13 protein-coding genes and 1 pseudogene are annotated in these 14,555 nt (G+C 65.0%); 9 read left to right on the forward strand and 5 right to left on the reverse strand.

Translation table 11 applies throughout. The features are described from left to right. Nucleotides 1–8 precede the first annotated feature (8 nt). From fliM to ACP2YO_RS16850, 3 genes are read left to right on the forward strand one after another with little or no spacing between them, the layout of a single operon-like run. Nucleotides 9–1,211, forward strand: coding sequence for a flagellar motor switch protein FliM (fliM, locus tag ACP2YO_RS16840; RefSeq protein ID WP_426441822.1), 1,203 nt, complete (start codon nt 9–11; stop codon nt 1,209–1,211). Then, entirely contained in the window at nt 1,208–1,681 is a 474-nt protein-coding gene (locus ACP2YO_RS16845; protein ID WP_426441823.1) for a DUF6468 domain-containing protein, read from the forward strand. Before fliM ends, ACP2YO_RS16845 begins: the two co-directional genes overlap by 4 nt. Beyond that, on the forward strand, nt 1,678–2,499 hold the full coding sequence (locus ACP2YO_RS16850) for a MotE family protein (RefSeq protein ID WP_426441824.1): 822 nt from the start codon (nt 1,678–1,680) through the stop codon (nt 2,497–2,499). The genes ACP2YO_RS16845 and ACP2YO_RS16850 overlap by 4 nt, the downstream gene beginning before the upstream one ends. A gap of 81 nt (nt 2,500–2,580) precedes the next feature. Here the strand turns inward: ACP2YO_RS16850 and ACP2YO_RS16855 are convergent. After that, nucleotides 2,581–2,826: pseudogene (locus tag ACP2YO_RS16855) on the reverse strand (type II toxin-antitoxin system HicB family antitoxin); the annotation flags it as partial. A gap of 194 nt (nt 2,827–3,020) precedes the next feature. On the opposite strand from ACP2YO_RS16855, the gene ACP2YO_RS16860 reads away from it, so the two are divergent. From ACP2YO_RS16860 to ACP2YO_RS16885, 6 genes are all read left to right on the forward strand, one after another. After that, the gene (locus ACP2YO_RS16860) at nt 3,021–6,761 is read left to right on the forward strand and encodes a tetratricopeptide repeat protein (RefSeq protein WP_426441825.1); all 3,741 of its coding nucleotides are present in this window, start codon (nt 3,021–3,023) and stop codon (nt 6,759–6,761) included. Nucleotides 6,762–6,932: 171 nt separating this feature from the next. Further along, nucleotides 6,933–7,919 carry a hypothetical protein gene (locus ACP2YO_RS16865; protein WP_426441826.1) on the forward strand — a complete coding sequence of 329 codons (987 nt, stop codon included), beginning with the start codon at nt 6,933–6,935 and terminating at the stop codon, nt 7,917–7,919. A gap of 272 nt (nt 7,920–8,191) precedes the next feature. Then, nucleotides 8,192–8,428: a hypothetical protein gene (locus ACP2YO_RS16870; RefSeq protein WP_426441827.1), complete on the forward strand. Its 237-nt coding sequence runs from the start codon at nt 8,192–8,194 to the stop codon at nt 8,426–8,428. 30 nt (nt 8,429–8,458) lie between these two features. Continuing rightward, nucleotides 8,459–9,427 carry a LysR family transcriptional regulator gene (locus tag ACP2YO_RS16875; RefSeq protein WP_426441828.1) on the forward strand — a complete coding sequence of 323 codons (969 nt, stop codon included), beginning with the start codon at nt 8,459–8,461 and terminating at the stop codon, nt 9,425–9,427. 86 nt (nt 9,428–9,513) lie between these two features. Then, nucleotides 9,514–10,224 (forward strand): SDR family NAD(P)-dependent oxidoreductase, encoded by a 711-nt coding sequence (locus ACP2YO_RS16880; protein WP_426441829.1) that lies wholly within the window; start codon nt 9,514–9,516, stop codon nt 10,222–10,224. Between the two features lie 136 nt (nt 10,225–10,360). Next, complete coding sequence (locus tag ACP2YO_RS16885; RefSeq protein ID WP_426441830.1) at nt 10,361–11,623, forward strand: YbfB/YjiJ family MFS transporter; 1,263 nt, start codon at nt 10,361–10,363, stop codon at nt 11,621–11,623. A gap of 6 nt (nt 11,624–11,629) precedes the next feature. Here the strand turns inward: ACP2YO_RS16885 and ACP2YO_RS16890 are convergent, their stop codons facing one another. The 4 genes from ACP2YO_RS16890 to ACP2YO_RS16905 form a co-directional block, all read right to left on the reverse strand. After that, the gene (locus tag ACP2YO_RS16890) at nt 11,630–12,781 is read right to left on the reverse strand and encodes an aminotransferase class V-fold PLP-dependent enzyme (RefSeq protein WP_426441831.1); all 1,152 of its coding nucleotides are present in this window, start codon (nt 12,779–12,781) and stop codon (nt 11,630–11,632) included. A gap of 66 nt (nt 12,782–12,847) precedes the next feature. Then, on the reverse strand, nt 12,848–13,735 hold the full coding sequence (locus ACP2YO_RS16895) for a hypothetical protein (protein WP_426441832.1): 888 nt from the start codon (nt 13,733–13,735) through the stop codon (nt 12,848–12,850). A gap of 115 nt (nt 13,736–13,850) precedes the next feature. Further along, nucleotides 13,851–14,228 (reverse strand): helix-turn-helix domain-containing protein, encoded by a 378-nt coding sequence (locus ACP2YO_RS16900; protein WP_426441833.1) that lies wholly within the window; start codon nt 14,226–14,228, stop codon nt 13,851–13,853. Continuing rightward, a complete protein-coding gene (locus tag ACP2YO_RS16905) occupies nt 14,218–14,541 on the reverse strand; it encodes a type II toxin-antitoxin system HigB family toxin (protein ID WP_426441834.1) in 324 nt (107 codons plus the stop codon). Before ACP2YO_RS16905 ends, ACP2YO_RS16900 begins: the two co-directional genes overlap by 11 nt. Between the last annotated feature and the right edge of the window lie 14 nt (nt 14,542–14,555).

The following is a 14,555-nucleotide window of genomic DNA, read 5'->3' on the forward strand; positions in this document are numbered from 1 at the left end:
GTAAAGCCATGGCCGGCAACGACCAGATGGACCAGGACGCCATTGCCGCGCAATGGGAAGCCTCGCTCGATTCCGAGGATCCCGTTGCAGCTGCAGAGGAGGCGGCCAAGAACGAACTCACCGAGAACATGGCGCTGCAATGGGCGGCCATGGTCGAGGACGGCAGCCGCGATTTCGGCAGCAAGACCGCCAATGGCGAGCGCGTGCTGTCGCAGGAAGAGATCGACAACCTCCTCGGCTTCACCGTCGGCGACGTCAGTCTCGACGATCATTCCGGCATCCGCGCCATCATCGATTCCGCGATGGTGTCCTACGAGCGCCTGCCGATGCTCGAAATCGTGTTCGACCGCCTGGTGCGGTTGATGACGACATCGTTGCGCAATTTCACCTCCGACAACGTCGAAGTCTCGCTCGACCGCATCACCTCGGTGCGCTTCGGCGACTACATGAACTCGATCCCGCTGCCGGCGGTGCTCTCGGTATTCAAGGCGGAGGAGTGGGAGAATTTCGGCCTCGCCACCGTCGATTCCAGCCTGATCTATTCGATGATCGACGTGCTGCTCGGCGGCCGCCGCGGCCAGACCCAGCTCCGCATCGAGGGCCGGCCCTACACCACGATCGAGACCAATCTGGTCAAGCGCCTGGTCGAGGTGGTGCTGTCGGATGCCGAACAGGCGTTCCGGCCGCTGTCGCCGGTGACGTTCTCGATCGACCGGCTCGAGACCAATCCGCGCTTCGCCGCGATCAGCCGTCCGGCCAATGCCGCGATCCTGGTGCGGCTGCGCATCGACATGGAAGACCGCGGCGGCAACATCGAATTGCTGTTGCCCTACGCGACCATCGAGCCGATCCGCAATGTGCTGTTGCAGATGTTCATGGGCGAAAAATTCGGGCGCGACGAGATCTGGGAAGGCCATTTCGCCACCGAAGTGGCGCAGGCCGAGATCTCGGTCGACGCCGTGCTCTACGAGGCCGACATTCCGCTGAAGCAGCTGATGCGGCTCAAGGTCGGCGACACGCTGCCGCTCGAGATTCGCGCCGACTCGCTGGTGTCGGTGCGCTGCGGCAACGTGATTTTGACCGAAGGGCGCATGGGCCGCGTCGGCGACCGCGTCGCGATCCGCGTCACCAAGAATTTGCGCAAACCGCAAACCACCTTCGCGATGTTCGAGAGGGCGGACGAGCAGACCAAGATGATGGAGGCACCATGAGTCACGGACTTGGAATGGCAATCGAGAGTCTGGTGGCGGTGCTGCTGATGCTGACGATCGGCTATTGCTGGCTGCTCAACAAGCGGCTGCAGCGGCTCAAGGCGGACGAGCATTCGCTGAAGGCGACGATTGGCGAACTGATCACCGCGACCGAGATCGCAGAGCGGGCGATCGGCGGGCTGAAGCACGCCGTGCGCGACGTCAACGAGAACCTCGGCAACCGGCTCGAGGCGGCGACGCAGATGTCTGCGCATCTGAAGACCCAGCTGGCCGAAAGCGATCACGTGGTACGCCGCCTGTCCAAGATCGCGCAAGCGGCACGGCCGGCTGAACGCGCACCGGCACCGGCGCCTGCTTCGGTCCCGCCCGCAGCGGCGGCGCCGGCGCCGAGAGTCTCGGCCGCGCGCGCGGTCGCCGCGGCCGCCGAAGCCTTCACCGAGCGCCGGAGGGCCAGCGGCCTCGCTGCATGAAGTGGTTCCGTGACATCAGGGTGATGCCCGTCGTACTGGTCGCGATCTTTGGCCTGATGGTGCTGAAGATCGCCGGCCTCGTGCTCGATGGCGGCTATGTGTTCGACTATAATCCGCAGTCGACCACGCAGTCGTGGGCGCAGGAGACCTTCAACTTCCCCGGCGGCAACAAGGTCGCATCCGACAACAAACCCAGGATCGATCCCGGCGACATCACGGGATCGGTGGAGGGCAAGGAAGAAAAGAAGGAAGGGAAGAAGGACGAGCCGCCCAAGGAGCCGCCCAAGCCCGCGGCACCGGCGGCGGAAGCCCCGAAGCCCGACGGCGTGGTGGTCAACATGGACCAGCCCGCGTCAGTATCGGCTTCGGAACGCGCGATCCTGGAGCGGCTGCAGGCGCGCCGCCAGGAGCTCGAGCAGCGCGCGCGTGAGGTCGACATCCGCGAAAGCCTGTTGAAGGCCGCCGAGAAGCGCATCGAGGCCAAGGTCGAGGAGGCCAAGGCCAACGATTCCCAGGCCAGCGCCGCCGCGGCCGAGAAGGCCAAGGCCGACGCCGCCCGCTTCAAGGGCATCGTCACCATGTACGAGAACATGAAGCCGAAGGACGCCGCCAAGGTGTTCGACCGGCTCGACATGAGCGTGCTCTACGAGATCGCCTCGCAGATCCAGCCGCGCAAGATGTCCGACATCCTCGGCCTGATGCAGCCGGAGGCCGCCGAGCGGCTCACCGTCGAACTTGCCCGCCGCGCCGGCAGCAACACGACGAGCGACGACCTCCCCAAGATCGAAGGCAGGCTGCTGACGCCGAAGACGAATTGAGAGGCATACTCAACGCTGCAAATTTGGAGCAAACGCCCGTCACGGTTTCGGGTGATATCTGGCGACTCCAACAGCGCCCGCTGGAATGAGAACTGCGACGGCGCCCCGGTTCTCGGCGCTAACCATGATCGCTTCGAGAGATGAGGGCTCAGCTACGGCTTCGCCGTCTTCGGCTAATCCTTCAAGATGAAAGGCCAAAGCGTCAGCGGCCATTGCGCGGGCATCGTCCAGATCGGTACCTGCGGTGATCAAGCCCGGCAGATCGGGAAACGAGACGCCGTAATCGCTGTCGGGATCCTTATGGATCAGGGCGATGTAGTGTCGCATCGTCGTCATTGGTGGCTGGCCTTCTAGGCGACCTGGTTCCATCCATCGGCCTTGAGCGCTTTGATAATACTTGCTCGCGGCGTTCGCAATCCATTGACGTTAACAGCTCCTTAACGCCGCCAATCCAAGATCGGGGCGCGTGGGCGAGGGCGCTTCGCGCTGGCATCGTTGAGGCTGTGACAAGACGTTTCGAGATGGCGCGAACGGCTGCCGCTGGAACATGGTCGCGAGGCCGCGCTTGGGCGCGGGCCGCCCGGCTGTGCGCGCTTGCAACCGGCCTGGTCCTCGCCGGATTGACATTGCCGACCGCCGCGCGCGCCGATGACCCGGTCCCTCCGGTGCCGGGTGAGGCGACATTCTCCGCCGCCAACGGCTTTGCCCGGCTGACGCTGAAGCTGAAGGAGGACGTCGAGTCCGAGGTGACGACGGCGGGCTCGATCATCGTGATCCGCTTCAAGCGTCCGGTCGACATCCCCGTCGAGAAATTGTCGGAGGCCGTGCCCGACTATGTCGGCTCGGCGCGCCGCGATCCGGACGGCTCGGCCATCCGCCTGTCGCTGGCGCGCCGCGTCACGATCAACACCATGACCGCGGGCGAGCGCATTTTCATCGACTTCCTGCCTGACGGCTGGACCGGCCCGCCGCCGACGCTGCCGCAGGAGGTGATCCGCGAGCTCGCCGAGCGGGCCCGCACCGCCGAGCGCCTGCTTCGGCTGCAGCGCGCCGCTGATGCAGCGAAAAAGCGGCCGCCGGTGCGCGTCCGCGCGCTGCTGCAGCCGACCTTCGTGCGCCTCGTCTTCGAGGTCCCCGACGGGGTCGGCGTCTCCTCGGTGCTGAACGAGCAGAAGCTGACGCTGTCGTTCAATACTCCGCTGACCTTCGATCTGGCGGACGCCAAGATCGCTGCACCCCCGAACGTTGCCTCGATCGGCGCGCGCGCCGACACCGATACGTCGGCCGTCGACATGACGCTGATCGGCGATGTCGACGTGCATTCGTTCCGCGAGGAAAAGAACTACATCGTCGACGTCGCCTTCCAGCGCAACGACCAGCAAGCCCCGGCGATGCCCGCCGTCACCTCGCTGATGCCCACGGTTCGCGGCAAGCAGAAGGGGGCGGCATTGCAGCCGCCGGCTGCGATCGCCCCCGTGACGTCGGAAGGCTTCGCGCGAGAGGCCAAAATCGAGATCAAGCCCGAGCAGGCCAAATCCGAGCCGCCACAGTCTGAGCCGGTCAAATCCGAACCGGCCAAATCCGAAGCTGCGGTGGCCGAGCCGCAGCAAGCCCCTGCCGTCGAAAGCGAGACGGCTTTGCCCCACGAAGGCCGGCAAGCACAGCAGGCCGCTGTCAGCGAGGCGCCAAAACCGTTGTCGTCGGCATCGGAGCGGCCCGCGACGGAAGCGCCGAAGATGCCGCAAGCCGCCGCGCCGCCGCCGCCTTCCGAGGCGCGCCCGGGCAGCAAGGCTGCGTCGGTCGAGGCGCAACGCGACAGCGACGGGCTGCGCGTTACGTTTTCATTCCCAGCGGCCACGCCCGCCGCCTTGTTTCGCCGCGCCGACGCGGTGTGGATGGTGTTCGACACGCTTGATGCCATCGACCTCGATGCGATCCGCGAAAAGGCCGGCGCCATCATCGCCGATGTCACCCGGATCCCGCTGGAGAAGGGGCAGGCGATCCGTTTCCGCCTCAATCGGCCGCAGATGCCGTCGCTGGAGAGCGACGACCGTTCGCGCGGCGTCAGCTGGACGCTGACCTTCGCCGAGCGCGTGCAGAACCCGCCGTTGCCGCTCACCGTGGTGCGCAACATCTCCGATCCTGCGCTGGCCAATGTCAGCGTGCCGCTAGCCAATCCCGGCCTATTCCACAGACTGGTCGATCCCGATGCCGGCGACACGCTCTGGGTGGTGACTGCGCCGCCGCCGACCCGCGGCATCATCAAGCGGCAGGACTTCGTCGAGCTGTCGCTGCTCGAATCGATCCACGGTCTCGTGGTGCGTCCGAACGCCGACGATGTGAAGGCGGAGGTCGGCGCCGACAAGGTGACGCTGGGGCGGCCCGGGGGGCTGACCCTATCGTCGGCCGATGTCGCGGCCGAGCGCGCCACCGCCGCTGTCAAGCCGCTGTTCGACGTCGACGAATGGCGCAAGAACCAGTCGGAGAACTTCCTCAACCGCCTCGACAGCCTGATCACGGCCGAGTCTGTGGCCAATGCCGGGCAGATTCCGCAGGCCCGGCTCGATCTCGCCAATCTCTACATGGCACGCGGCATGTATCCCGAGGCCCATGCGGTCACCAACCTGATCCTCTCCGAGAGCAAGCGCGGCTCGGAAGAGCCGGCGGTGGTGATGACGCATGCGGTTGCGAGCATCCTGGTCGGCCACCCGGAACAGGGTCTCAAGGATCTCGCCAATCCCGTGATCGGCAATGGCTACGACTCCCAATTGTGGAAGGCGCTCGCCTTCGCGCGCGAGGGCAAATGGGCCGACGCGCGGGAGAAGTTCAAGAATGCGGAATTCTCGGTCGCGACGCTGCCCGCCGACCTGCAGCGCATCATCACCATGGATGCGATGAAGGCCTCGCTCGAGGTGAAGGACTATGCCGGCGCGGCGCGGCGCAAGAGCGACCTCGACGTGATCGGCGTTCCCGACGAGCTCAAGCCCGCGGTCGCCGTGCTGAAGGGCCGGCTCGCCGAAGCCCTCGGCCAGGAAAAGGACGCGCTCGACGCTTATCGCTTCGCCGCCAATTCCGCCGACCGCCAGGCCGCCGCCGAAGGCAAGCTGCTCGAAACCCTGCTGCGGCAGAAGCGCGGCGAGATCAACCAGGCCGAGATGCTGAAGGAACTCGAGCTGCTGTCGATGATGTGGCGCGGCGACACCATCGAGCTGAAGACGCTGTTCGTGCTCTCCAAGATCTACGCCGAAACCAAACGCTATGCCGACGCCTTCGCCGTGACCCGCGCCGCGACGCTGCTGCGGCCGAACTCTCCGGAATCGCGGCAGGCGCAGGATGCGGCCTCGGCGCTGTTCACCGAGCTCTTTCTCGGCCCCAAGGGCGACGAGATGCCGCCGATCGATGCGCTCGGCACCTTCTACGAATATCGCGAGCTGACCCCGATCGGCCGCCGCGGCGATGAAATGATCCGCCGTCTCGCCGATCGCCTCGTCGGCGTCGACCTGCTCGACCAGGCCGCCGATCTCCTGCAATATCAGGTCGACAAGCGGCTCGAGGGTGCGGCGCGCGCCCAGGTCGCCGCGCGGCTTGCGATGGTTTACCTGATGAACCGCAAGCCCGACCGCGCCATCGGTGCACTGCGCCTGACTCGCATCGCCGATCTCTCCGGCGAATTGCGGCAGCAGCGGCTGCTGCTCGAGGCGCGTGCGCAGAGCGATGTCGGCCGGCACGACCTCGCGCTCGACATCATCTCCAACATCACCGGCCGCGAGGCGATCCGGCTGCGGGCGGACATCTATTGGGCATCGCGGCAATGGCGCGAGGCGTCCGAGCAGATCGAGCTCTATTACGCCGACCGCTGGCGCGACTTCACGCCGCTCAATGCCGCCGAGAAGGCCGACGTGATCCGCGCCGTGGTCGGCTACGCCCTCGCCGAGGACGCCATCGGCCTGTCGCGATTCCGCGAGAAATACGCACCGCTGATGTCGGGCGAGGCCGACAAGCTGGCGTTCGACGCCGCCAGCAAGCCGGTTGCGACCTCGAGCGCAGAGTTCGCCCAGATCGCCAAGATGGCCGCTGGTGTCGACACGATGGACGGGTTCATCCGCGAGATGAAAAACCGCTTCCCCGACGCCACCGCCCGCGCGCCGCTGCCGGATCCGGTCTCGACCGGATCGCTGCCGGACAAGGCCAAAGATAAGGCCGTGCCGGTGGGCGCCCTGCCGGAAATCAAGGGCGAGCGGCGCGCCAGCGCGGAGCGCTAGTCGCCGATCAGGGCGATATGGCCGAATTGCCATCGCACCGTGAAGTAGCAATCTTAGATTGCAATTGAAGAGTTGCGATATTACTCTGGCGGCGCCACACCGCTTCAGGAATCATGCGGTCGTCCCGGCTCGAATTTCTGGCGCTGCCTTGCGCGGATTACAGGTACCAATATGGCGAATGCAGACGCAGGCCAGGGCGGCCCGCCCGGCAGAGGATTTTGGCAATCGATCAAGTCCGGCATTGGTTGGGTGGAAGGCGAGTACTCGCTCGTCAAAGGTCTGACCGTATTGAGCCTGTTTGGAACCTTGATTGGTGCCTACTTTCAGAACCTGTCGGCGTACGAAGCCAAGGTGACTGCGCAGGCTGAGGCGGACATGAAGGCGGCGACGCAGACATTCGCCGAAGTATCGAGCGGGTTGGCTGCGCCGCTCAGTCTGCAGCGGCAGCTCATTACCGACTACCACAACGCAATTGCCGCAGGAACGGATGCCGACCCCAAAGGCTACGAGACGACCAACGCGCATGAGGTCTACAAAGCCTATGTCCAAGCCTATGCCAGTCTCAGTCAGAACTACAATCTGCTGGCGAGGAAGTCAGAACTCTATATCGACGCTGCGAGCGACCTCTCGCGCAATCCTACCGCGGATGGTGCGCCATTGTCGCAAGAAATCGATATGTCGGTGCTCAACGAATTCGGTTTCGATTGCGAACAGAACATGCCGTCGTTCGATCGGCACGCCAAGGACAAAAACGGCAAGGAAGAGGACGATTCAAAACTCGTTCTGACCGATCCAAAGACCAAGAATACCCTCACCGTGGATTGGTTCAGCACCAAGCATCACGTGCTGGCGATCGAGACTTGCTTCGACATCACCCACCGAGCCATGACACCGGTGCTGCAATGGGCTTCGGACAGTGCTGTCGATCCGAAAAAAAAGGCCAGCTTTGAGCAGAAGACCTTTGACGTCTTCCAGAGCCGGGCGAGCAATCAGGTTCTGCGGCTGAATGCGTTCATGAGCCTTGCCATGTTCGACATCGACAAGATTCGCATCAAGTATCGGCCGAGTGGATTCTTCTGTAGCATCCCCGGACTCAGCGCCGCCTTGAGCCTGGCCGGCAAGTGTACGCCGGTGAAGACGTCAGGTCCGCTCGGCTAGAACCATCGTGAACCACGACACTTAAAGCGCGATGAGATTGGGTTGAATCGTCATCGCGCTTTAGCTCTTTGTTTGAGCATGATCTCCGCGCAAACGCTCCGCGTTTGTCGCGAGGAAAAGCCGCTTCACACTTTTCCGGATCATGCTCTAGCTGTTCACGGCCGATCATCGCCACGGGGCCAGCATCGCCAGGGTTGTCGGTGGGGCCTCGACAGACCCCCATATAATCGGCCACCTTAGCGCCCTTGCAAGCGCCGGAAGGAAGCCATTCAATGAGCAAGCCGATCAAGACCGAAGTCGAACTGATCGCGATGGCGCGCATTGAGCTGAAGGTGCACGCCGATTGTCCCGACGGCATCGATATCTCGGTTCTGCGCGATGGCGACAGCTGGGAATTCCGTGCCAGCGCCGACGAGGCCACGATAGCGAGGCCCGGCTATCCCGAATGCGTCGCGATGCTGGTGCAGATCGGCGATCACCTCAGCAAGCAGTATGATTTGAAGGGGTAGGGGGCCGGCCGCCTCGAACCGGGAGATCGGATGGACCGCATCGACGCCATGAAGGTCTTTGTCGCGGCGGTCGATGAGGGCAGCCTCGCGGGTGCGGGGAGGCGGTTGCGGCGGTCGCCGGCCGCGGTCAGCCGGGCGATCGCGTTCCTTGAACATCACGTAGGCGCCGAGTTGCTTCATCGCACCACGCGGTCACTGAAACTGAGCGACGCCGGCCAGCGCTATGCCGCGGCGTGCCGGCGTATCCTCACCGAGCTCGAGGAAGCCGACATCCTTGCCGGCGGCGAACGAACCGCACCGCGCGGCATGCTGACGATCACGGCACCCGTGGTCACCGGCGAAGACGTGCTGCGGCCGGTGCTCGACGCCTTCATGACGGAATATCCGGCCGTCACGGTGCGGCTCGTCATGCTCGACCGCACCGTCAACCTGATCGACGAGGGCATCGACGTCGCGCTGCGGATCGCCCATCTCGCCGATTCCAATTTCGTGGCGATCAGGCTCGGCGAAGTGCGCCGCGTCGTGGCGGCATCACCCGGCTATCTCGCGCAGCATCCTGTCATCACCGAGCCGGCCGATCTGGCCAAACACCGGATCATCGCGATGACGCATTTCGGTATCGACTCCTGGAGCTTCCCGCCGTCCCGGAAGTCGAAGGTCGCGCGCGCGGTCCAGTTCACGCCAAGGCTCGTCGTCAACACGGTGCGCGCGGCGGTCGCCTCGGCTGCGGAAGGGCACGGCGTGACCCGGCTGTTCTCGTATCACATCGCCGACGAAATCCGTGACGGGCGGCTGCAGATCCTGCTGGCCAAGGACGAGCATCCGCCGCTGCCGGCACACCTGCTCGCGCCGCAAGGCCGCCTCGACGTGCCGAAGGTGCGCGCCTTCGCAGATTTCGCCGTGCCGCGGCTGAAACGCTATTTCGAGAAATTGTCGCGCGAGGCCAGCCGCAACGCCGGCGCCATTCGTTCGCCGCGCGGAAGAGTGTCTGCCGAATAGCGGGCATTCGGCGGAAAGCGCATGTATCTAGGTTCTCCTCCATCGACGCGGCGCTGAGCCGCTTCAGCAACGGACGGAGAGAGATCATGGGTGCAGAGCAGAAGGTTGCCATCATCACCGGCGCGTCGCAGGGGATCGGCGAGGCCTTGGTCAAGGCGTATCGCGATCGCAATTACCGCGTCGTGGCCAATTCGCGCGGCATCAAGCCGTCGTCCGATCCGGATATCCTGGCGGTCGCAGGCGACATCGGCGATCCCGCGACCGCGGAACGTCTCGTGGCGCAGGCGCTGGATCGCTTCGGCCGCATCGACACGCTGGTCAACAATGCCGGCATCTTCATCTCAAAACCGTTTACCGATTATACCGACCAGGACTATGCGTCGATGCTGGCGATCAACCTCAACGGCTTCCTCTACACCACAAGGCGCGTTGCCGCGGAGATGGCGAAGCAGGGATCGGGGCATATCGTGCAAATGACGACCAGCCTGGTCGATCATGCCAACAGCCGCGTTCCGTCGGTGCTGGCATCCCTCACCAAGGGCGGATTGAACGCGGCGACCAAGTCGCTCGCGATCGAATACGCTGCCAGGGGCATTCGGGTGAACGCGGTTTCGCCCGGCGTGATCAAGACGCCGATGCACCGCCCCGCGACGCATGATGTCCTCGCCAAACTGCATCCGGTCGGACGGATGGGCGAGATCAAGGACATCGTCGACGCCGTGCTGTACCTCGAGAGCGCAGGCTTCGTCACCGGCGAGATCCTGCATGTCGACGGCGGCCAGAGCGCCGGCCGCTAGAGCATCTGAAGGTCCACGAAAATCACCGGCTCGCGCGCCGCGGCCTTGGGGCTTCGACGCGCGGCGCGTGATCGCTGCGAACGATCGCTGCGATCGGAACTAATCATTTTTCACGAACTGCGGAAGGCCTTACGCCATGTCGATGTCCGGGACCCATGTCGATCATCATCGCCGCTATAACCATTCCGCGCCGCAGGACGCGGGAGGGCCGGTGTGGCTGTCGGCGGCCGCGGGCTTCTGCGCGTCGCTGGTCGGGCTCGGGCTGGCGCGCTTCGCCTACACGCCGCTGATCCCGGCGCTGATCGCGGCGAAATGGTTCACGCCATCGGAGGCCGTCTATCTCGGCGCCGCCAACCTTGCCGGCTATCTCGCCGGCGCGCTGATCGCCCGCGATCTCGGTGCGCGCATCGGCTCGGTATGGGCGCTGCGCGGCATGATGGTGCTGGCCGCGCTGTGCTGCTTTGCCTGCGCGGTGCCGATCTCGTTCGTCTGGTTCTTCGGCTTCCGCTTTCTCGCAGGCGTCACCGGCGGCGTGATCATGGTGCTGGCGGCATCGGCGATCCTGCCGCACACTGCGCCAAGCAAGCGCGGCTTTGTCGGCGGCGTGATCTTCGCTGGCGTAGGCCTCGGCATTGCGGCATCCGGCACGCTTGTTCCGCTGCTGCTGCAACAGGGCGTCAAGCAGGCCTGGTACGGTCTCGGCGTGTTGTCGGCGGTGCTGACGCTGATCAGCTGGAAGGCGTGGCCGACTGACGCGCCTGTGGCGCATGCCGGCGCGGAGCATCATGCCGCCGCCCATCATGCTGTCGCTCATGGCGTGCGGTCGCCGATGGTGGTGATGCTGTGCGTGCAGTACGGCCTCAACGCGCTGGCGCTGGTGCCCCACATGGTGTTCCTGGTCGATTTCGTGGCCCGCGGACTCGGGCAAGGGATCGGCGCGGGCTCGTATTACTGGGTGCTGTACGGCCTCGGCGCTGTCGTCGGCCCGCTGTTGACCGGGCATCTTGCCGATCGCGCCGGATTTGCCGCGGCGCTCCGCGTTGGCTTCCTGGTGGAGGCCGTGGCGGTCGCGATGCCCGCCGTGAGCTCGTCGCCGGCCGCGCTGATCGTGTCGAGCATCATCGTCGGCGGCTTCACGCCCGGCATCGTGCCGCTCGTGATCGGCCGCATCCACGAGTTGATTCCGCATTCCGCCGCCGGCCAGCGCACCGTGTGGGCGCAGGCCACCACGACCTTCGCGCTGTTCCAGGCGGCCGGCGCCTACGGGATGTCGTATCTGTTCGCGCGGAGCGGCGGCAATTATACGCTGCTGTTCGTGATCGGCGCAGTTGCAGTGGCGGCGGCGCTGGCGATTGAACTGGTCGGCGTCGTCGCGACGGGGCGCAAGCGCGCGGCCTGAGGCGCGCTAGCCCCGGAGCTGCTGCTGCAACGCTGCGACAAACCGGTCGGCGTCGGCCTCGTCGTTGAAGACGTGCGGCGAGATGCGCATCCGGCCGAGCCGCAGCGCGACGTGGACATTCTCGGCGGCAAGGCCCGCGATCAGGTCTTTCGTCATGCCGCCGGCCATGCCGAGGCTCAATATGTGCGGCGCGCGCAGGCGGCGCTCCAGCACGCTGACGCCGAGGTCGCGAACCCCGTCCGCGATCCGCTGCGTGAGCATCGCGAGGCGTTCGCTGACGGCGGCTGCGCCCCAGTCCGCCATCATCTCCATGCCGATCGACGCCATCTCCAGCGAGATGAAATGATCGCGTTCGCCCATGTCGTAGCGTCTGGCGTTGTCGACATAGGCGAGATCGCCGAAGTAGACCGGGTTCTCGGAGTTGATGCCGCGGCGTCCCGCCGAGGTCTGCTCCAGCGGCACGCCGTTCTGGTGGCGTTTTGCCACGTAGAGGAAGGCGCGGCCGTAAGGGCCGATCAGCCATTTGTAGGTCGGGAAGATCACGGCATCGGGATCGAGCTGCCCGACGTCCATCGCCACCACGCCGGCGGTCTGCGTCGCGTCGATCACGAACATCGCGCCGTGCTTCCGCAACGCCGCCTGCACCTGCGCGACGTCGATCATGCCGCCGTCCGACCAGTGCACCGAGGAGATCGAGGCGAGGCCGACCGGCGGCGCGCCTGAGCGGTCGATCGCCGCGAGCACCGCCGAGGTCCAGCCGCCATCGGCCGGCTGGCGAACCGTTTCAACGACAAACCCTTGCGCCTCAGTGCGGGCGTGCCATTCCAGCACCGGCGAGGAATGATCGCTCTCCAGCACGATGACACGGGTGCCGCGCGGAACGGTGAGTACTTTCGCCACCGTCGCGACCCCGTAGCTGATCGCGGGAATAAGAGCGACATCGCTGGCGTCGGCATTGATCAGGCGGGCGGCAGCGGCACGGGCGCGCTCGTGCTGGCGGCCGGCGAAGCCGGCATCGAGTGTCCAGGGCTGGCCCTTGCGGCCGACCGCGGCGCGGCCGGCATCCAGCGTTTTCAGCGGCAGCGGGCTGTAGGACGCCGAGTTCAGGTAACAGACGTCGCGCGGAATCTCGAATAGATGGCGTTGCGAAGGAAGCATGTCGGCTCGTTGGTCTTTGCGAATGATCGCTCACATGCGGAGAAGGCGGCGGCGCGGGCCGAACCTTTATCCGTCGTACTGGTCGGGGCCCATCGCCCAGAGCGCCTGGTCGTGGCCGTGCGCGAAGGTGCGGTTGGTCTGTGACGGATTGCGGTTGATCAGCGGCCGCAGGTACATCGGGTGCGTGGCGCTGCGCACCTCGTGCTCGATGGTGAACAGGTGCCGGCCGTCGGCGGGATCGACGATGTCGCAGAAGCGGTATTGGTACTGATTGTCCTCGCGAGAAATCAGCCCGCGCTCACGCAGCCGCCGGTAGGGCCCGGAGAAATCCGTGATGTAGATCTGGACGTGATGGCCGTCGAACTCGGGCTGCGCCCGGTCGCTTTCGCGGAATTGCAGCACCTGATCCTTGCCGACCTTGACCCGCGCCACCGCGCCGTCGCCGTTGGCAAGGCTCGCGGGAATGCCCATGATCTCCGGATAGAACCGGCTGATCGCCTCGGTGGTGCCGTGCGGTACCTCGAATTCGACATAGGGCAGGCCGAGCGAAACGCGCCCGAACCGCGCGGCGTCGGGCTCATAGCAGCGCAGCCGGTTGCCCCACGGGCAGGTCGCCTCGACATGATCGTTGCGCTCACGATACGAAAACGCAGTGCCTTCGAGTTTGGATGCAACCGAGGCCAGGCGATCGAGGATCGCCTGCCGCCCAGCGATCACGATTCCGGTATGGCCGCGCAGCACCTGCGGCCGGCCGCTCGGCAGATGAAACTGGCTGCGGCCGACATTCACCCACATGTTGCTATCAGACACCATCAGGTAGGGATCGCGGGTCAGGCCGATGCCGGCGACATAGAACAGCGTGGCCAGGCGCTGGTCGGGCACTTGGACGTTGACGTGCTCGAGATGGATGGAATTGCCGAGATCTTCTGCGGTGCGGTCGAATTGCTGCTGCATGGGCGCGGATCCGGAGGATTGCGATGCCGCGTATGATAGTGGAATGCGGCGGCCGATCCAGCGGCGTGGCCATGAATGTTCCGGGGGCTACCCCCGTAACTCTGCACCAGGCTGCTCAGGCCGCGCTCTTCCGAGTGGGGCGGATCAGCACTTCCGCAGAAATGCCGAGGCGCTCATGCAAGCGTCGGATCATCCCGACCGAAAGTCCTCGTTTTCGGTTCAATACTTCAGCGATGCGGGTGCGGGTGCCGATGATCTCCTCCAGATCCCGCCGCGTCAGCCCCTGCTGTTCCATTCGAAATTTGATCGCCTCGATGGGGTCCGGCGGGTCCATCGGATAGTGTTGAGCTTCATAGGCATCGATAAGCGTCGCGAGCACATCCAACCTGTCGCCGTCGCGCGTTCCTGCCTTCGCACCCCAGAGGCGCTCGACCTCTTTGAGCGCGGCCTCATAGTCCCGCTCCGTCCGGATTGGTTTGACCTCAGCCGCCATGTTGCACACCTTTCACATCGATCTTGTCGTAGTCCTTGTGCGTGCCGATCCACTTGATCCACACGATGCCTTTCTCGAAGTCGGCGGCCACGATCAATCGATAGTCGTTTCCCTTGATGTTGAAGACGATCCGGTCCGCCGAAACGATGCTTGCCGTTGCGTAGCTGTGCTTTACGTCCGCCGTGCCGGTCCACCGCGCCTTTTTGACTTCGTCGAACCACGCATCAAGGGCAGCCTTCAGCGCCGCGTGGTCCTTGTGCCGCCTGCGCCCTTCGACAAACTCTCGCAAAGTACGTCGGGCGATCACGCGCATAGCCAAGATTTATC

Source organism: Bradyrhizobium genosp. P (assembly GCF_049949265.1).
Lineage (GTDB): Bacteria > Pseudomonadota > Alphaproteobacteria > Rhizobiales > Xanthobacteraceae > Bradyrhizobium.

Excerpts from the sequence above, each read along its gene's own strand:
- fliM (WP_426441822.1), top strand. The coding sequence starts at position 9 with ATGGCCGGCAACGACCAGATGGACCAGGACGCCATTGCCGCGCAATGG.
- ACP2YO_RS16845 (WP_426441823.1), top strand. The coding sequence starts at position 1,208 with ATGAGTCACGGACTTGGAATGGCAATCGAGAGTCTGGTGGCGGTGCTG.
- ACP2YO_RS16850 (WP_426441824.1), top strand. The coding sequence starts at position 1,678 with ATGAAGTGGTTCCGTGACATCAGGGTGATGCCCGTCGTACTGGTCGCG.
- ACP2YO_RS16860 (WP_426441825.1), top strand. The coding sequence starts at position 3,021 with ATGGCGCGAACGGCTGCCGCTGGAACATGGTCGCGAGGCCGCGCTTGG.
- ACP2YO_RS16865 (WP_426441826.1), top strand. The coding sequence starts at position 6,933 with ATGGCGAATGCAGACGCAGGCCAGGGCGGCCCGCCCGGCAGAGGATTT.
- ACP2YO_RS16870 (WP_426441827.1), top strand. The coding sequence starts at position 8,192 with ATGAGCAAGCCGATCAAGACCGAAGTCGAACTGATCGCGATGGCGCGC.
- ACP2YO_RS16875 (WP_426441828.1), top strand. The coding sequence starts at position 8,459 with ATGGACCGCATCGACGCCATGAAGGTCTTTGTCGCGGCGGTCGATGAG.
- ACP2YO_RS16880 (WP_426441829.1), top strand. The coding sequence starts at position 9,514 with ATGGGTGCAGAGCAGAAGGTTGCCATCATCACCGGCGCGTCGCAGGGG.
- ACP2YO_RS16885 (WP_426441830.1), top strand. The coding sequence starts at position 10,361 with ATGTCGATGTCCGGGACCCATGTCGATCATCATCGCCGCTATAACCAT.
- ACP2YO_RS16890 (WP_426441831.1), bottom strand. The coding sequence starts at position 12,781 with ATGCTTCCTTCGCAACGCCATCTATTCGAGATTCCGCGCGACGTCTGT.
- ACP2YO_RS16895 (WP_426441832.1), bottom strand. The coding sequence starts at position 13,735 with ATGCAGCAGCAATTCGACCGCACCGCAGAAGATCTCGGCAATTCCATC.
- ACP2YO_RS16900 (WP_426441833.1), bottom strand. The coding sequence starts at position 14,228 with ATGGCGGCTGAGGTCAAACCAATCCGGACGGAGCGGGACTATGAGGCC.
- ACP2YO_RS16905 (WP_426441834.1), bottom strand. The coding sequence starts at position 14,541 with ATGCGCGTGATCGCCCGACGTACTTTGCGAGAGTTTGTCGAAGGGCGC.